This window comes from Agrobacterium sp. MS2 (assembly GCF_003261015.1).
Taxonomy (GTDB): Bacteria; Pseudomonadota; Alphaproteobacteria; order Rhizobiales; family Rhizobiaceae; genus Agrobacterium; species Agrobacterium pusense.
Map to the genome: position 1 here is coordinate 556,246 of NZ_QLNF01000086.1, position 18,236 is coordinate 574,481.

The following is an 18,236-nucleotide window of genomic DNA, read 5'->3' on the forward strand; positions in this document are numbered from 1 at the left end:
TCCTTACCCCCTGCCGGGACGGGTATAATTCCGACAGGGACGCGTGCAACTGCTCTCTCTCAAAAACGGGTTCCAGTCTTTCGCCGCCAGGATTGCCCAGGCAGTAGCGCCGACATGCGGCAGTCTGAAATATTTGAAATCGGCAGAGGTCGAGGCAGGCCCGATCATCAGCCCCGTCGTCAACTCCGGCCCGACAGTGGCATAGACCAGACCATCGGGCGATACCTCAACATCAATGGTGGCAAGCAGGGCTTCGGCGCGCCCGGCGTGGCCTGCATGCTGAAACGCAAGCGCTGCCTGCGCCGTGCCTTCCAGCCAGATGCCGTCCCGGTCATCGTTGAAATCAAAGCCTTCCCCGACCGCATAGTGCCGGTCGATCCATTCCAGCACGCGCTCGGCGCGGCCGCGGAATTCCGGAACGGCGAGGATGGGCCAGAGTTCGGAATCTATTCCCGACTGGGTTAAATTGGGCCGATCGCTGCCGGGCAGGCTACCAACATAAAAACGACCCTGCTGCTCATTCCACATGGCGTCGAGGAACTTGCCTGCCCTGTCCTGCATCGTCCGCCAAGTTTTATCGTCCCCACTCTCGGTGAGCCAGCTGGCAACGGCGTAAACGTCAAGATTGTGCTCCGTCGATTTCCAGTCGAGTTTCACCGGAGACGGTTCGTGGCCAAATGTGCCGCCTGTGTAACCGATGTCGCTGTCACCCTTGGTATATGCATCGATCCAGCGCATGATTTTTGCCGCGGCCTGCAAATAGGCTGGATTGTCGGAGCGCTCAGAGGCGGTAAGCAGAGCAAGGGCCGCCCAGGCGAGATTGCCTGTCGCACTGCCGACCTGATAGCCGTCTTCGACCCAGGCATTGCTGGCGGCATTCCAGAAACCGGGCAGGAGCATAACCTCCGTTTTGCTGACGACCGGGCCGGAGCGATAGGCGTTGCGCAGGCGGCCATCACTGTAACGGCGGTCACGGTTCACGGCCAGCAGCAGCGCATCGGCAACCCTTGTTGCTTCTGCGTCTTTCCCACATGCAAAAAGAGCGATGGATGCCAGCGCATTGTCATAGGTGAAACCCGTATTTGAAAGCGCCGGATCGAGCGCCTTGCCACCTGGCGCAGGCTCGAAGCTGCGGAACACGAAGGGCGCGGGAGAACCATCCATCTTCCCGGCAAGACCCGCGCATAAGCGCGAAGCGAGCATATCACGGACGGATCCGGATGCAGCGCGCCCGTCACCTCCAGCCAACACTGTCATGACACAGGACATCAGGATCGCAGGGATGATCGATCTGAGAGGCATGAGCGCAATTCCCGTTTGATCGAAACCTTTCAAGGCGGCAGCCGGCCATCGGGACCGTGTTGTGTCCGGCAAAGTCCTGTTCAATCGCCCCCTGATTAGCTGAAGGCCCTTGCGAGCAACATCTGCATGGATTTTATCAGGTCGCCCTGTTCCGCCACATTTTCCGGTGCAGTGCGGAAAAGCAGCCGCAGGATAGCCCGATGCTGCTCGGCGGTTGCAGCAAGGCAGAATTTTCCGGGTATTAGCTGGTCTTTTGTTGCATCGATCTGCAACCAGCCCACCTCCGGCACGAATATGGCCTGCGCTTCTGTAGAAGAAGTGAAACCCGCAAGCGTCACGGTTTCAGTCGACAGTGCCACGATCTTCACCCCTGTCACCGCATTGCCCTGCCGTAATTGTCCGCCAAGGTTTACGCTGATCGGCTCCTCCCTGTCGAAACGCGGCAATTCGATGCAGCAGATAAGGCTGATGAAGGCAATCACCATGGCGACGGCCGACCAGATAAGGTTGAGACAATCGCGCGCCGAAAATTCCACGGGTGCGTCCCATCCATAAACGGCAATCAGCACGGAGATGGCCGAAGTGAGGGTTACAAGGGCAAAGAATAGCGCCGTCGGGCCGTGAACGCGCACCTGTGACCTGTCTCCGCCCTTTTCCGTGACCTTGAAAGGGCGTCCGAAAGGTTTTCGCATGGCCTGAAAAAGCGTGATCGTGATCGGAACGGCGGTCAGTGCGTGTGTCACCTCGGTGAAAAGCGGCAGTGTGCGCTTTCCCGATATCCAGGTGGAATAGGCCCAGAACAGCGCAAGCGATGACAGACCGAGTTGCATGAACATCAACTCATCGGCCTGGAGCGCGGAAACGCCGGTCAGCCAATAGATGGAAGGCGCGAGCAGCAGGCAAAGGATGAAGGGTTTCGAAAGCCAGCAGAACAGGCCGTGCAGATAATGCAGCCGCTGCGTCAGGGTGAAATTGCCGCGCCACAGCGGCCCGGTGCGCAAAAGTCCAATCTGGATGGTGCCGAGACACCAGCGCGTGCGCTGCGTGATATACTCCGGCAGGCCTTCTGCCGATAATCCGACGCTGAGCTTTTCATTGAGCCAGCGTGTCACATACCCCCGTTCCATCAACCGGTAGGTCAGCAGCATGTCTTCCGAAAGTGCATCATGCGGGAAACCTCCGAGTTCGTTCACCGCTGCCCGCCGCAGAACGAAGCTCGTTCCGACGCAGAACGCACAACCGACCGCGTCCTTTGCAGGCTGGAATACGTCGAAGAATACCCGTTGATCATCCACGAAGGAATTGCGGACACCGAGATTATGCTGGATGGGGTCGCTGTTGAAATAAAATTGCGGTGTCTGCACCACGGCCACTTTGGGATCGGCAAAAAGTCCGGTCACGCGTGACAGGAAATTGGCCTGCGGCGCAAAATCAGCGTCGAGAACCATGATGAAATCTGAAACTTCCGACAACGCATTGGTGTGGACAAGCGCTTTGTTCAGGTTCCCCGCCTTTGCGTGCTTATTGTCCGGCCGCGTCACGTAATTGACGCCGACTGTTTCGCAATAGTCCCGAACCTCGGACCTGCGCGTATCGTCGCAGACGAAAACGCGCAACCGCGGATATTGCATTGCCTGCGCCGCGACAATCGATTTTTCAAGCACGTTCAAAGGTTCATTGTAGGTGCAGATGAACACATCGACCAGCGGCGCATTGGGATCGCCCGTAATCCCGGCTTCGGCTTCGTCTGCAATGGAAGACCAGTCCGTTCGTCTTGTCAGGATCAGGATCGATCCCATCGCATAAAGCACGGAGATCAGTTCGAAAGTGAAATAGATGTAATTCCAGGCGGTTTCCAGCGAAAGCTCTAAGGGAGGCAGCGTATCGGTGGCGCGCCACAAAATATAGACGCTGAGCGAAAGCAGCATGATGGTGCTGAACGCCAGCCGGTCCAGCGTTCGCCGCGGGTCGGCAAGCATGGTGAACAGGATCGCGCAGAGGGCGATGATGAGATTGACATAAAGGACGGACTGAACATCGCCCTCTGAAGTGAAATACATCGCTTGTCCTCATGGTTGACCGGATACGTCCCAAAAGCCGCGCCCGATAGCGTGCGCGAATGAGGCTGCTTCGACTGTGTGAAACAGGTGGGTCGCCCTGCGGGCGTCGTGGACGCGCCCGCAGGGGCTTGCCCAATCCATGCGGGTGTCAGGATTGGGTGCGCGGTGCTTTCGCGGTGGCATCTGCACCGCTGATCGCATGCTGCGTGATGATATCCGGCTTTGTAGTGTGCGCCGCTATTCCCGGCGGCTGTTGCGGCTGCCCGCCCATGCCCATCTGCTCGAATATTTTCTCTCGTGATGTCTCGATGAGCGTCCAGGCGGCCTGCCTCACGTCGGGCATTTCGCTGGCGGATGCCTGCGCAAACTGGAAGAGGCTTGCCGATGCCTCATGAACATATTCCCGGGTCTTGCCGAGCCATTCGCGCGGTAGACTTACACTCACCCAGGTACCGACCGAACAGACACCGTTTTTCATAAACTGGCTCTCGGATGTCCCGGCCATGCGGATATAAGCGTAAAGCTCCCGCCGCTCCGTGGGGGGAAACGGTACGGCATAATCGAGGTCGACGCGTTCGGTGGTTCGGGGCACCAGCCGCTCTACCACCCCGTCAGCCTCCTGCGCCCAGGCATCGGCATTTACCTTTACCCTTGAACCCACGGAAAGGGCCTGCGCCTGACGTTCGGAAAAAATTGCCACGACGAAAGCGTTGCGACAGTCGAGCGCCTCCGCCAAGGTGTCGCCGGCCACCACTTCACGTCCCGTCACGGCAACCGGCTTATAAAGCGTCGTGCCCGGCGGAATGGCGAGATCGGCGCGGGTCAGTCTGTCGATACGCGCGGCCTCCGCGGAGGCAAGCGCTTCGAGTTCGCTTTTTCGCGTCTGCATGGTCGTCATCTGCATCTGGATTTGCAGCAGATCAGCGGACCTTGTGCGGATTTCCTGCTGAAGATTTTGCAGGGATTGCAGATCGGAACCGATATAGATGCCCTGGCGCGCGAAGCTCATTTCCTTGTTCAGCTTGTCGACGGCAACTTTCGCGGCCTGCAGTTTTGTATCTTCAAGTTGTATCGTATCGGCGATGTCGTCGCCAATTCCGAAATAAACACCCTTGGCAACCAGCTTCTGTTTGCGCACCGCTTCTGCTTTCGCGATGCGGGTCGAATAGGTCACCATCTGCAAAGCAGCCTTTGCCGCTTCAAGGTCGGATTCTGTTCTCTGCAGTAAAGCCGCTTGCTGGCTGAGAAGATCATTGTTCAGATTGTCGACCCGGCTAGCATAATCGCCGATAATCGCGTTTTTCTGGCGAAGTTCATTGTCGAGCGCCGCCAGTTGCACTTTCAGGCCGATCAGAGTGGTGTTGTCGACCTTGTCGTTTTCAACAGCCGCCCTGCCGTTACCGGATATTTTCACCACGCCACTGATGGGGGTCGTCAGCGGAATGACGGGAGCATTGATCAAGGCGCGGTTTGTCTGCGAAGTGAAGACAGGTGGAAACACGGAGGAGGAAAACACTGTGGCGACAACACCGAGAACAGTATATGAGGCCAGCCTGACCGAGGCGCCTTGAGGTTTTTCTTTATCTCTATTGCGGAACAGCATGGCACGAACTCCTGTTTTGTTGAACAGCATTTCCTCCCGCAGTATTAAAATAGTCCATCAAGTTTTTTTGCAGCGCAACATCGTTAAGATTGCATTAAGACATTTTCCGAAATTGCCGAAATACTATGCATCTGCCGGCTTTATGGACGCAAAATTTCACCCATGAAAACTTCCTGGGTCAAATTTCAGTGGTTCCATATTAGCTGTGCCTTTATAGCGGCAGCCGGCACCCGCCTTGTGCACTTTGCTCGACCGGGGTGCACAACCTGAGAATGTACCGCGTTTCCACTATGGCAGAGAGAAAATTTTAAAGAATCGCTTTGGCGGCAGGTCGCTCTGCTCTGAGCGCCGAAAGCGGCTTCACTCTTCCGTGCTTCGGGCAAAATATTTTGACCATTCGTTCGCGCTGAAGGCTATGGGGACGGCCAGGAGGTCCAATCGCTCTCCGCTAGACAGCCGTTATATCGAGATATAATCGCGAGGCACGGCGGCCATGCCGTCACCGTTCATTCCATATCATCGAGAAACGGGTGCCTTTTTTGAGTTCCGGGTGCGTGTGCGTCTGCTCGACCCGGGCGCCAATATTCTGCGCCATCGCCATGATCAGCTTGGTGCCGAGACCGGTGCCGCGAGGGGCTGAATCCGGTTTCACACCGACGCCGTCATCCTCCACAACAAGAATGAACCGGCCGTCCTGGGCGGACAGGTTAATGCGCACTGTGCCTTCTTGATCCGGATAGGCATATTTGAGCGCGTTTGTCAGAAGTTCAGTGACGATGACACCGAGCGCAACGGCATGGTCGGCGTTCAGATCAACCTCACAGAGCGACGTTTCGACCGTGATGGAGGAAGAGCCCGGAACAGCTTGGAACAGGTCGCTTATGATCGAGGTGAGATAAGAATTCAGGGATACGAGACCCACATTCGCTGTATTGTAGAGACTGCGATGAACGCCGGCGATCGCAGAAATCCGGCTCTGCGTCTCCAGCAACGCCGTTTCTGCTTCCTGGGACTTCAGCGTATTGATCTGCAGCCGGATCATGGCGGAAACCAGTGAGAGACTATTCGCGATGCGATGGTTCATCTCTTTCACCATCATTTCCGCATGCTCTTTGGCCTTTATCAGCAGACGGTCAGCTTCCTCTTTTGTCTGGCGCAGGCGATGGTTTTCAAGCGCCTGGTTGATGGCTGCCAGCAACAGCGGAAAAAAGTCGTCTCCAACATTCTTGATGACGTAATCGGCGGCACCTGCCTTGAGCGCGTCTATGGCGATCTGGGCCTCGTTGGACCCCGTTACGTAAAGAACGGGAACCCGGGCCGGCACCGTCTCGATCGCCGCCAGAAACTCCATTCCCGTCGCCGTCTGAAAATAGTGATCGAGAACGACGACATCGAACTGCCCGTTTTGGAAAAGCTCAAGCCCGGAAGCAACGGACGCGGCATGGACCACCTCCATTCCGTGGCGACCAAGGACGCGGCTCGCAAGCCGCGCCAGAGCCGGGTCGTCATCGACATACAAAACGTGCAGAGCCATCATGCCTTCAAGGTATCTGTATTACGGAAAAGAAAAGGCCGAGATTTTTGATGGCATTCGCGAAGCCCTCATAGTCGACCGGCTTTGTTATATAAACATTCGCACCGAGATCATAGCATTTCTGAATTTCGGTTTCGTCATCAGTGGTCGTCAAAACCACGACAGGCAGACGGCGGGTGTATTCATTGCTTTTGATCTGCTCGAGAATGCTGATGCCGGACATGTCGGGGAGATTGAGGTCGAGCAAAACGAGCAGATAGCGATCCTTGCTGACGAGCCCGTCCCGGCTTTGGCCCAGGATATAATCCAGCGCCTTTGCACCGAGTGTGAACGGCACGATCTCGTTGTTGACACCTGCTCTGCGCACATTCTTCTCGATCAGACGGGCATGTCCCTCGTCGTCTTCGATCATCACGATCGTTACTTCCTGACCGGTCGCTTTCATTTGTCGCCTTCCTTCGTTACTCTTCTGAGGTCACTCGGAAGCAGCAAGATAAATGTGCTGCCTTCCCCGAGTCGCGACTCCACCCTAATGTCACCTCCTAAATTTCTGATTAGCGAACGGACATGTGCGAGACCTATTCCTTCACCGGGCTGGTCCTGTTCGCCCGCCCGACGAAACAGTTCGAAGACACGCTCAAGATCCTGCTCACCGATACCGCGCCCGTTGTCGCCAATTTCAATGGCGATCGCGCCGCGCCCGGCCGGATAGGCGCGTGCCGTTAACCTCAGAGGGCGCCCAGGCATCTGATATTTCACCGCGTTATCGAGAAGATTACCTAGAATCTGGTCGAGAGATATGCGGTCCGTCACGACTGTCAGCTTGGGCGTGTCGACATGAATCTCGCCTCCATTGGCCGTGATCTGGTGGCGCACGGTCTCTGAAAGCGAGGAGAGCAAAGTTTCGATATCGACTTTCTCCGGCTGAAGCTTGCGCTGGCCGTCACGGGATATCTTCAGAATGGCGTTGATCAGCTGGTCCATCTTGCGGGTCGATGAACGGATAAACCCGATGGCTTCGGGTATGTCTTCCTCAACCGCCAGCCGCGCCTCTCGGATCACGTCCTGCGTCAGCGTTTTTCCATCTGCCAGGACATAGTTGGTGACCGGCTTCAGCGACGTATCGAATTCAGAAAGGAAGCCCATGATGTTGACAAGCGGCGCCCTCAGATCATGAGTAACGATATAAGCGAAGCGCTGAATTTCCTGGTTGGCCCGGCGAAGATCGCGTGTTCTTTCCTCGACACGCTCCTCAAGATGGCGATTGAGTTCGTCCACATCCTCCCGCGACCTGTTTAGCGCGCGAATATAAGTAAAGACGAGCAGTATCGACCCGCCGACCACGATGAGAATTGCAACGGCACCGCCAATCGTTACCCAACGAAGTGTATTGGCGGCGCCCAGTTGATCCGCAACGATGACGCGCAGGCGATCGTCGGTATCCGACTGAAGGTCCGACAGAACACTCCTGATCTCATTCATGAAGCGTTTGCCGTCGTTATTTCGAACGACCTCGGCTGCCTCGGTAATGCGACCCGCGCGCTGCAAATCGATGGTTTCGCGTGTCTCGGAGAGCTTTGCGTCGATCGCCTGCTTCAAGCCAGCGAGAGGTTGCTTATATCGCTCTTCCCCTTTCAGAAGATCGAGAAGTCGCGCCTGGCGTTCGGGCAAGCCCTGAAGGGCCTCTTCGTAAGGCCCCAGATATTCGCGATTGTTGGTAAGCAGATATCCCCGCTGGCCGGTTTCGACGTCCTGCATCGTCGTCAGCACATCCAGAATTGCGGCACGGACACGGCGCAGTTCCGCCGTTTCCTGGGAATAGCGATTATTCACCTGCACCAGCCACAAAGAAGTGGAGACCATGCCAATCAAAATTGCAACGCCAACAGCAAGCATCAAAAGGCTTCGCTGGGCAAACGGTGAAAAACCAGTCACAGCAGTAACATTCCCGGTAGGCAGTTAGTTCGCGGCACAAACTAGAGTACGCAAGCGACGGATGCGAATGATTTCTTTTTACACAAGAGTGGAACCACCTCGATCTTCAGGCGTTCAGCGCTGTTGGTAAAATGTCCGGGCGCGCCTGCGACCATGTGAATGCGGTAAGCTATGCAATATGATTTTCAGGGAAAGCATATCCTCGTTCTGGAAGACGACGCCCTTCTGGCAATGGATATGGAGGACTTTCTGTCCGACCTCGGTGTCGACGTCATCGGGCCGGTTTCCGATATAGCCGCAGCGCTGGAGAAAATAAGCGCAACCGATCTGGATGGAGCGGTCATCGACCTCAATCTCAAGGGCGAGTTATCCTTTCCCGTGATCGAACGACTGAGGGCCGAGAGCATACCTTTCGTCATCTGCAGCGGATATGCCGAGATACCCGGTATTCGCACGCAATTGACAGGGCTGACGATCATTTCCAAGCCGTGCGATTTTGATAATCTCCCGAATGTTCTGGCGACCGAATTCGCGCATACCGGCTAGCGGGAAAATACCGCAACGTCCGGTAACGCTGATAGGCGAAACTTCAGTCCAGAGGGAAAATCACCCGATATTTCAGGCCGTCGCGATCATAGCGGATTTCACTGTCGCCCTGCAGCTCGTACTGGGCTCCCCTTGTAACAAGGGTCGTTCCGAAACCGGTCTCCAGCGGAGCGGAAATGGGCGGGCCACCGCTTTCATGCCAGCGCAGCTCGATAAGGTCCCGGCCTTCATCGTTACGAAGCCTTTTCCAGAAGACCTGCACCTTCCCGGTTGCTTCTGAAAGCGAACCGTATTTCTGCGCATTCGTCACCAGTTCATGTAAAATCATGCCAAGCGCCAATGCGGATTTAGGCGATACGCTAACCCCGTCAGGACCGTCGAGCTCGACGCGGCTGGCAAAAGTGTTATGGGGTTCAATTGCCCGCTTCACGACATCCTTGAGATCGGTTTGTCCCCAGTTGCTCTGGAAAAGCAGGGCATGACTTTCGGCGAGCGCACTCACGCGGGCCACGAGCCTCTCTTGATAATCCTCTACGGATGAACTGCCTTTTGCAGTGCGCCGAATGATGGAAATGACCATCGCCATCGTGTTCTTGACACGATGGCTGAGTTCGCGGACGAGCAGCTCCTTGTGCATTTCCGCCCGTCTCCGCTCCTCCTTTTCCCGTGCTTCCGCGAGAGCGCGACCGACTGCGGAGGGCAGCCTCGCCAGTCGCTGCTTCAGGACATAATCAGTGGCGCCGCGCCTGAAGGCATCGATCGCCGCGTCTTCGCCGAGAACACCGGAAACGAAAATGAAGGGCGTGTCGGGTCTCGTTTGCATGACGACATCAAGCGCAGCCATGCCGTCAAAGTCCGGCAGGGAAAAATCTGCGAGAATGATATCGAACTGCTGATTTTCCAGAGCCTCGATGAAGGAAGTTTTACCCACCGCCCTGGTCACGACAGGGGGCGGAGAGATCCGTGAAAGCTGATCCTCGATCAGTTCGGCATCAACCGAGCTGTCTTCGAGAAGAAGAAGCTTGCTTTGCTCCATCTGCGGCATCGCCTCAAGCACCATTGCGGCGCGCGCCCGGCGGCGGTTCGTTCAGCAGGGCCCAGAACACGCCAAGATCCTGTATCGCCTTAAAAAACTGATTGAACTCCACCGGCTTCACCACAAAGGCGTTCACGCCGAGTTCGTAGCTCTTTACGAGATCCTGTTCTTCACGGGAGGAGGTCAGCATGACGACCGGAATATGCTTGAGGTGATCGCTGCCCTTAACGGTCTGGAGGACCTCGAGCCCGTCAACTTTCGGCAGCTTGAGATCAAGAAGAACCACGGTCGGATCACCGGCAGGCCGGTTGTGGAAGCTACCCGAGGCGTTGAGATAATCAAGCGCTTCGGCACCATCACGCGCAATGACGACCTCGTTCGCCAGTTGACATTTTTCCAGCGCAGTTAGCGTCAATTCCAGATCGCGTGGATTATCCTCCACGAGAAGAATAGGTCTGAGTTCAGGCAATTTTTTCCTCTTCAACTTTCGTAACCGGCAATGTGAAGGAGAACGTGGCTCCCTCTCCCACAGTTCCCTTAGCGCTGACCGAACCGTGGTGGCGTTCAACAATTCGTCTTACCAGCGCAAGTCCAATTCCCGTTCCCTCAAAATCCTCTACCCGCTGCAATCTCTGGAACACACCAAAAAGCTTGCTGTAATAGGCCATGTCAAAGCCGACACCGTTATCCTCGACCGAGTAGGTCACGCCACCTTCGGTTTCTGCCGCGGAAATGGTGATAATCGAAACGGGTTTCTGGCGGGAATATTTGATCGCGTTGTCAACGAGGTTGTACCACACCTGCCGAAGCAGGGTCGGATCTCCGAGCGATACGGGCAGATTGCCGATATGCCATTCGATCTGCCGATCAGCGATGGAATGAGCGAGGGAGCGGCGAACCTCGTTCACGACTTTCTCCATGTCTACCGGCACCATTGTGATTTGGGTGCGGCCGAGCTGCGAGAAATTCAGAAGATCATCCACGAGCCTGCCTGCGCCGAGTGCCGCTTCGGAGATCATCTGCAGATAGTGGAGCGATTTTTCATCCAGGGCGTTGCTGCGTTCGCGCAAGAGCTGAGCGAAACCGACAATATGACGGAAGGGCGCGCGGAGATCATGCGAAACCGAGTAGGAAAATGCCTCCAGCTCCTTGTTGGTCCTCTGCAATTCTTTCGTCAAATCCGCCATTTCCTCCGCCTTGCGCAGGACGATGCCGATGATCGCGCCACGCAACTCCCGCGCCGCTGCAAGCTCGGGCGCTGACCACGGTGAAGCTGTGTTGCGCACCTGCTCTTTCCAGGTTTCGAACGATTTGCGCGGATGAATGCGCCCGCTCTCATGCACTGTCTTGTGCGGATCCCCGCCCCAGCGCACCGTCTTTACGACTTCCGGCCGAAACCAGATCAGCCAGCTTCCGTGCAATTCCGAAACCCGCATCGCGATGATCCCGCTCGCCACGGACGCAAATGCCGCAGCAGCGGGATAATCGCCGGCAAGATTGTCTGTGGCAAATAGGTCTGCAACCTCGCGCTCGCCAAGCCAGCGGATCAATCCTTCGACCTGCTCCTGCGAGGGGGTCTTGCCCACGAGATGATATTCATCGCCAAAAAGGAGTGCCGCTCCCTCAGCCCCCACCTGCTCCAGCAGATCGTCCTTTTCGCTCTCCCCGCCCAGGAGGCCGTCAACCCATCTTTGTGCCGCCGCCATCCGCTTGAGCAGGCGAGCCTGGACATGACCAAGTTCCAGCCGGCGCGAAGCATCCTGAGAACTTTGCTCCATTGCGATCCGCATCGAAAGGAGTTGGGCGGCGAAATCGCAGGCTTCGCGCACGGCGAGCGAGACGGAGTGCGGGGCGGCGTGATGGCATGCGATCAGCCCCCACAATTTGCCATTGACGATGATTGACACCGACATCGAGGCCGCCGTCGCCATGTTACGCATGTATTCCAGATGAACGGGCGAAACGCTGCGGAGCTGTGAAAGGCTCATATCGAGCACTGCGCCCGTTTCCGAGTTGACCTGCGGCATGACAGGCACGGGCCTGTAATCGACGTCCGGGATCATACGCAGACGGTTGACCGTATAAAGCTTGCGCGCCTGTGGCGGGATGTCGCCGGCCGGGAAGCGAAGCCCGATATATGAAGGTAACGCCCCGCTGCCGGCTTCCGCCACGACATGACCGCTCCAGTCGGGACCGAAGTCATAAATAAGGGTCCGGTCATAACCGCTGATCGAGGAAACAAGCTGTGCAACTCGAGACAGTGCGTCGCCCAGCGACGGCGTGTTGTTGAGATATTGGGCGAGGCCTGTCAATTCGCTCATCAGCGCTTCGGCGGATGCGCCCGGGCCTGTTCTCTCAAGCTCGACGATGATCACGCTTCCCGACCGATGCGCCGAGACATCGAGTTTTTTTTCGGTCCAGACATATCTGAAGCTGCTGTCGTCACCGGAATACCAAGCCGGTAACGCCTCGATAAAAGGCAATGTTCCCCGGTCTGGAATCACCCCGATCGATAGAGGTGCATCTAGAAAATCCTGCAGGTTATCGCTCGCCTGCACGACGGCCAACTGACGCGCGGACAGCACGAAGAGTGCGCCATGTTGCTGGATAGCGCCGGGAATGTGGATGGGCTCGGCGCCGCAACTATCCAGCTTCGGCGTGACTGAACTCATGACTTTCTCCAGCCGCTCTGTGATCGACGGCCTGCTCAAAACGCGGCCAGCCTAGCCATTATTCTACGGATGTAAACGTTTGCTTACGCGAAATTGTTTCGCCGTCGGCCACGTCCCTCTCAGGTTTCGGCAACAATTGCGGGCTTCATGAGATAATGACCCACACCCCAGACGTTACCGTCCTCGTGACCAAACAGCCCGGCCGTTGCGAGAAAAAACAGACGCCAGCGGCGTTCCCATAACCGCGCGTCAGCGCCATAAACCCGCTGCAGGATCGGCCTTATGTGGCCGATTTCCCGATCGAAATTCTCAAGCCAGGCGAGAGCGGTGCGCCGATAATGCGATCCCGGCCAGTTCCATTCCCTTTCGACGGTAAGAACCTCGCTGAAACGATGGGGAAGATCAAAAGCGGGCATGATGCCGCCGGTGAAAAAATGCCGGGCAATCCAGTCGGCGGGGTTGTTGTGGTCGAAACGATAGGATCGGCTGCGGTGGTTGAAGACATGGAGGAAAAACTTGCCATCTGGTTTCAGCCAGGCACGAACGCGTTCGAAGAGCACCTGCCAATTCGACATATGTTCGAACATTTCGACCGATACGACGCGATCAAAGTGATCGCCGGTCGCAAAATCGTTCATGTCTGCGGTCACCACGGAAAGATTGGACAGCCCGCGCTCACGCGCGCGGCCGAGGATGGATTCCCGTTGCGATGCGGAATTGGAGACCGACGTGATCCGCGCATTGGGAAAACGCGCTGCCATATAAAGCGACAGCGAACCCCAACCGCAGCCGAGTTCGAGAATGTCCATGCCGTCCTCCAACTCGGCATGGTCTACCGTCTCGGCGAGAGCAGCTGTCTCCGCTTCATCGAGACTTGTCTGGTTATGGGGATAATAGCAGCAGGAATATTTCCGCTGGGCTCCGAGAACCAGTGCGAAAAATTCAGCGGGGACTTCATAGTGTTGCCTGTTCGCCTCGTGGGTATGGCTGGCGACGGGGAATTTCGCCATATCCGCCGCAAAAGCCGCCTCGGCATCCGGCGGTATTTTTGCGAGCCGCCGTTTCGTTCTTGCGCAGAGCATATCTATTCCGGCGAGTGTAACGCTGTCGTTGAGCGCCGCGCGTTCTGCGGCATTGATGGCAAAGGCGAGCATATTCATGGCGTTTCCTCGTTTTTGCGCGGCCCCGGAAAGAAGGCGTTGACGCGGCGTTGCAGGGCACGGAATTTTTCTCCGCGCGATTTCAGCATGTGCTCTTCAAGCGGCGGAATGCCGGAGACATGGACGAGCAGCCAGTACATCATGACGGGCGCGGCAAGCGACGCCCAGGACAAGCCGTGCGCCTGAAGGGCCAGCAGCGGCAAGCTGCACCAGAAAAGCCATTCGAAGAAATAATTGGGATGGCGTGAATAACGCCAGAGACCGGTTTCACATATACCGGTTTTCGCTTCGGGGGTTTTCCTGAATTTCGACAGCTGGGCGTCCGAGAGCGCTTCACCTGCCAGTGCAACAAGCGCAACCATGGTGGCGAGAAGATCTATCGTGCGCGGGAAAATCCGGTCGTTGCTGGCGGCTAGATAAACAGCCAAAACAAGCACGAAGGCGGCAACCGCCTGTATTTGCAGGAAGAAGAAAAGCCGCCGGGGACCGGTTTCGCCCCATTGCTCCATGAGTTTTCCATAACGCGGATCTTCCCCGCCACCCCGCGTGCGCAGGCCTATGTGTCCAGCAAGCCGCAGGGACCATACGACAACGAGACAGAATACGATACTGCGCCGCCCGCCATCGCCCTCCGCCAGCAACACAGCCAAGATGCCGCCGAGCCCGACGCTTGCCGACCAGACGGTGTCGATCCAGCCGCTCGAGCCGGTCGCTCTTTGTAATGCCCAGGCTCCTGCCATCAGCAGCGACATCAGAATGGCAAGCGTCAGAATCACGGAAAACATCACTACTTCGCTCACCACTTTCAATCGATCGAGGCCTGGTTTCGTGATGGCAAATACGGCCTAACCAGCAAAAGAGTTTCAGGGTTCGAAAAAAATTCGAAAAACCACCTACCGCTGAAACTTATCAGACGGCTGCCTCGTATCTGCGCTGTCCAAAGACAATTTCTACAATGCGATAGCGAGGATCGATGACCGACACCGAAACAATGCGACGAGACAACCGGCGCCGCATCGCGATAGTGGGAACGGGAATTTCCGGTCTGTCAGCAGCCTGGCTCTTGTCGCAAAGGCACGATGTCACGGTCTTCGAGGCGGCAGACCGCGTCGGAGGCCACAGCAACACGGTGACATTCGATACGAAGAATGGCCCGATGCATGTCGATACGGGTTTCATTGTCTATAACGACTGGACATACCCCAATCTGACCGCGCTTTTTCGAAAGCTGAACGTGCCGACCGCAGCCTCGAACATGTCGTTCGCTGTTTCCCTTGATAATGGCGGCTTTGAATATTCCGGCGGAAACGGGTTTGGCCTGCTCGCACAGAAGAGAAATGCTCTAAAACCCCGCTTCTGGTCGATGCTTGCGGACCTCCTGCGATTTTATCGCAACGCCCCGCGTGACCTGCACTCGATGGCTGACATGTCCCTCGACGATTATCTGACGCGTAATCGCTATGGCGCAGCGTTCCGCGACGATCATCTCTACCCGATGGCTGCGGCCATATGGTCCACACCGGCCATGGAAGTAGGCCGTTATCCGGCAGCGCATTTCATCAAGTTCTGCCGCAATCACGGTTTGCTGTTGCTGCGCAACCGGCCGGTCTGGCGCACCGTCGTTGGGGGCTCGCGCGAATATGTAAAACGCCTCACGGCACCGTTTGCAGACAGAATTCGCCTGTCAACGCCAGTGACGCGTATTCGCCGCCTGCCGCACGGCGTCGAAATTACAACTGCGCAGGGTGAGATTGCCGGCTTCGATGACGTGGTCATCGCGACGCATGCGGATCAGGCGCTGGACTTGCTGGCGGATGCGACACGTGTCGAAAAGCGCATTCTCGGTGCCTTTGGTTATACGCGAAACCGGGCCGTGCTTCACACTGACAACACCTTCATGCCGCGCCGCCGCGCGGCTTGGTCAAGCTGGAATTATGTGGCCGACACGCGCACCGAAGCGGGCCAGCCCAGCATCACATACTGGATGAACCGGCTCCAGCCGCTCGGCGAAGCCGAGGATATTTTCGTGACCTTGAACCCGGTGCGGGAACCGCATCAAGGAAAGATCATCGCCGAAGAGACCTATCACCACCCCGTCTTTGACGCCGGAACCGAACAGATGCGCCAGGAACTATGGGCCTTGCAGGGCTTGCGAAACACCTGGTTCTGCGGCGCCTATTTCGGTTCCGGTTTTCATGAAGACGGCCTCCAGGCTGGGCTTGCCGTCGCTGAAGATCTCGGTGGCCTGTCCCGCCCATGGAAGGTGGCGGACGACAGCGGCCGGATCATCCGCCTCGATTTAGAGACGATTGCCACGGACACGCGATCCATGGAGGCGACGGCATGAAGCCTCCCCTCGTCTCTGCGCTTTTCCCTGGCCATGTCACCCACGCCCGGTTCAAGCCGAAAACCCACAAACTGGACTATCGAATCTATTCGCTATTTCTCGATCTCGATGAGTTGGAGACGCTGGACCGGAAATTGCGGTTTTTCTCGGTGGACCGGTTCAACCTGTTTTCATTTCATCGCAGGGACCGAGGCAACGGCAGCGGGCTTGGGCTGCGCCAGCAAATAGATGCCGCAATGACGGCGGCAGGCATGACAGCGGATGGAGGGCCGGTGCGCCTGCTTACCATGCCGCGTTTGCTTGGCTGGGCCTTTAATCCGCTCAGCGTGTTCTTCTGCCATGGCCGCGACATGGAACTCAAAGCCATCCTCTGGGAAGTGGACAACACTTTCGGCCAACGGCATTCCTATCTGATCCCCGTAGAGGCCGGCATGGGCGCGGAGATCGTACAGCGCTGTGACAAGGCTTTTTATGTCTCGCCCTTCATGGACATGAACCTTCACTATGTTTTCCGCGTCATCCCGCCTGGGGAGAGACTGAAGATCGTCATTGAAACATTCGACGAAGATGGCGCCGTCCTGACCGCCAGGCATCTTGCCCGAAGGGTCGAACTGACCGATCGAGCCTTGCTGAGAGCCTTTGTCACCATTCCTTTCCTGACCCTGAAAGTCGTTCTCGGCATTCACTGGGAAGCGCTGAAAATCTGGCTGAAGGGGGTGGGACTGAGAAAGCGCCCGCCGCCACCCGCACAGCCAATATCCTTCGTTCACCCTTCATCGTCGCAAATCGAGGCCAGAATTCATGACCCCGTTTGACAATCTTTCGGAATTACCGGTGCAGAACACCCGCGTCAGCGGCCGTATGGGCCTCGGCACTTGGCTCATCACCCGGCTGCTGAACAATATTCACCGCGGCCGGCTTCGCATCACCCTCCCCGGCGGCGGAACCATCGAAAAATCGGGGACATCGGAAGGCATCGACGCCATTCTCGTTCTGCATAACTGGCGGGCAATCCGCCGTCTGTTCGTCAATGGTGATATTGGCTTTGCGGAAGGCTTCATTGAGAACGACTGGTCCACACCGGACCTGACCGCGCTTATCCGTTTCGCCGCGCAAAATCGTGATGCTTTCACGAAATCAATGCGCGGCAGCCTGCCCATGCGCCTCATCAACCGGCTTGCGCACGGGCTGAACGCCAATACCAGACGTGGCAGCCGACGCAACATCGAGGCGCATTACGATCTCGGCAACGAGTTTTACCGGCAATGGCTCGATCCCTCGATGCTTTACTCATCGGCGATTTTCGACCTGATGACACCAACCCTCGAGGCAGCGCAGCAGAAGAAACTCGAGCGTATTGCCGAAAAGTTGCAGTTGACCGGCGACAAGGATGTGCTGGAAATCGGCTGCGGCTGGGGCGCGCTCGCCATTCACCTCGCCACGCAGCACAATGCCAACGTGACCGGCATCACCCTGTCGCCCTCTCAGTTGCGCTGGGCGGAAAATGCTGCGGAAAAAGCAGACAAGACTGACCGGATCAAACTGAAGCTGCAGGACTACCGCGACGTCAAAGGTCAATTCGACAACATCGTCTCTGTGGAAATGTTTGAAGCTGTCGGCGAAGCCTATTGGCCAAGCTATTTCGGGACGCTGAAGCGCTGCCTGAAACCCGGCGGTCGGGCGGTGCTGCAAATCATATCTATTGAAGAAAACCGCTTCGATAGGTATCGGCGCAAGGCCGATTTCATTCAGAAATACGTGTTTCCTGGCGGCTTCCTGCCCTCCGATTCAGCTCTGGAAAAAGCCGTGGGGCAAGCCGGCCTCAAACTCACGGAAAAGGAGCTTTTCGGCCAGTCCTATGCGCTCACACTGGCGGAATGGCGCCAGCGTTTCCATGCCCGGTGGCAGACTATTTCCCTGCTCGGCTTCGACGAGCGCTTTCGGCGGATGTGGGAGTATTACCTCTGCTATTGCGAAGCAGGTTTTGCCGAGGGAACCATTAATGTCGGGCTGTACACAATAGAACACGGATGAGGCGGGA

General features: G+C 56.8%; 15 protein-coding genes. 4 read left to right on the top strand and 11 right to left on the bottom strand.

Annotation, left to right across the window (positions count from 1 at the left end; translation table 11 throughout):
• Positions 1-3: 3 nt before the first annotated feature.
• The 6 genes from DOU54_RS25485 to DOU54_RS25510 form a co-directional block, all read right to left on the bottom strand.
• A complete protein-coding gene (locus DOU54_RS25485; protein WP_072493446.1) occupies positions 4-1,302 on the bottom strand; it encodes a hypothetical protein in 1,299 nt (432 codons plus the stop codon).
• A gap of 95 nt (positions 1,303-1,397) precedes the next feature.
• A complete protein-coding gene (locus tag DOU54_RS25490) occupies positions 1,398-3,362 on the bottom strand; it encodes a glycosyltransferase family 2 protein (protein WP_113732039.1) in 1,965 nt (654 codons plus the stop codon).
• Positions 3,363-3,510: 148 nt separating this feature from the next.
• The gene (locus DOU54_RS25495; protein WP_072493447.1) at positions 3,511-4,965 is read right to left on the bottom strand and encodes an HlyD family secretion protein; all 1,455 of its coding nucleotides are present in this window, start codon (positions 4,963-4,965) and stop codon (positions 3,511-3,513) included.
• 499 nt (positions 4,966-5,464) lie between these two features.
• A complete protein-coding gene (locus DOU54_RS25500) occupies positions 5,465-6,502 on the bottom strand; it encodes a sensor histidine kinase (protein WP_072493334.1) in 1,038 nt (345 codons plus the stop codon).
• A gap of 4 nt (positions 6,503-6,506) precedes the next feature.
• Positions 6,507-6,944, bottom strand: coding sequence for a response regulator (locus tag DOU54_RS25505; protein ID WP_004445914.1), 438 nt, complete (start codon positions 6,942-6,944; stop codon positions 6,507-6,509).
• Complete coding sequence (locus DOU54_RS25510; RefSeq protein WP_072493335.1) at positions 6,941-8,395, bottom strand: sensor histidine kinase; 1,455 nt, start codon at positions 8,393-8,395, stop codon at positions 6,941-6,943. Before DOU54_RS25510 ends, DOU54_RS25505 begins: the two co-directional genes overlap by 4 nt.
• Positions 8,396-8,605: 210 nt before the next feature.
• On the opposite strand from DOU54_RS25510, the gene DOU54_RS25515 reads away from it, so the two are divergent.
• Positions 8,606-8,980, top strand: coding sequence for a response regulator (locus DOU54_RS25515; RefSeq protein WP_006699868.1), 375 nt, complete (start codon positions 8,606-8,608; stop codon positions 8,978-8,980).
• Positions 8,981-9,023: 43 nt separating this feature from the next.
• Here DOU54_RS25515 and DOU54_RS25520 read toward each other — a convergent pair whose 3' ends face one another.
• The 5 genes from DOU54_RS25520 to DOU54_RS25540 form a co-directional block, all read right to left on the bottom strand.
• Positions 9,024-10,016: a sensor histidine kinase gene (locus DOU54_RS25520; RefSeq protein WP_042936693.1), complete on the bottom strand. Its 993-nt coding sequence runs from the start codon at positions 10,014-10,016 to the stop codon at positions 9,024-9,026.
• A gap of 13 nt (positions 10,017-10,029) precedes the next feature.
• Positions 10,030-10,485, bottom strand: a complete 456-nt coding sequence (locus DOU54_RS25525; protein WP_037092067.1) for a response regulator — start codon at positions 10,483-10,485, stop codon at positions 10,030-10,032.
• Entirely contained in the window at positions 10,478-12,688 is a 2,211-nt protein-coding gene (locus DOU54_RS25530) for an ATP-binding protein (protein ID WP_072493336.1), read from the bottom strand. The genes DOU54_RS25525 and DOU54_RS25530 overlap by 8 nt, the downstream gene beginning before the upstream one ends.
• Positions 12,689-12,807: 119 nt before the next feature.
• Positions 12,808-13,848 (bottom strand): SAM-dependent methyltransferase, encoded by a 1,041-nt coding sequence (locus tag DOU54_RS25535; protein WP_072493337.1) that lies wholly within the window; start codon positions 13,846-13,848, stop codon positions 12,808-12,810.
• Positions 13,845-14,633, bottom strand: a complete 789-nt coding sequence (locus tag DOU54_RS25540) for a DUF1295 domain-containing protein (RefSeq protein ID WP_072493338.1) — start codon at positions 14,631-14,633, stop codon at positions 13,845-13,847. Before DOU54_RS25540 ends, DOU54_RS25535 begins: the two co-directional genes overlap by 4 nt.
• Before the next feature lie 188 nt (positions 14,634-14,821).
• On the opposite strand from DOU54_RS25540, the gene DOU54_RS25545 reads away from it, so the two are divergent.
• The 3 genes from DOU54_RS25545 to DOU54_RS25555 are packed head-to-tail and all read left to right on the top strand — an operon-like array spanning position 14,822 to position 18,229.
• Positions 14,822-16,195, top strand: coding sequence for an NAD(P)/FAD-dependent oxidoreductase (locus DOU54_RS25545; RefSeq protein WP_006699863.1), 1,374 nt, complete (start codon positions 14,822-14,824; stop codon positions 16,193-16,195).
• Complete coding sequence (locus DOU54_RS25550) at positions 16,192-17,010, top strand: DUF1365 domain-containing protein (RefSeq protein WP_006699862.1); 819 nt, start codon at positions 16,192-16,194, stop codon at positions 17,008-17,010. The genes DOU54_RS25545 and DOU54_RS25550 overlap by 4 nt, the downstream gene beginning before the upstream one ends.
• Entirely contained in the window at positions 16,997-18,229 is a 1,233-nt protein-coding gene (locus DOU54_RS25555; RefSeq protein WP_072493339.1) for an SAM-dependent methyltransferase, read from the top strand. Before DOU54_RS25550 ends, DOU54_RS25555 begins: the two co-directional genes overlap by 14 nt.
• Positions 18,230-18,236 lie beyond the last annotated feature (7 nt).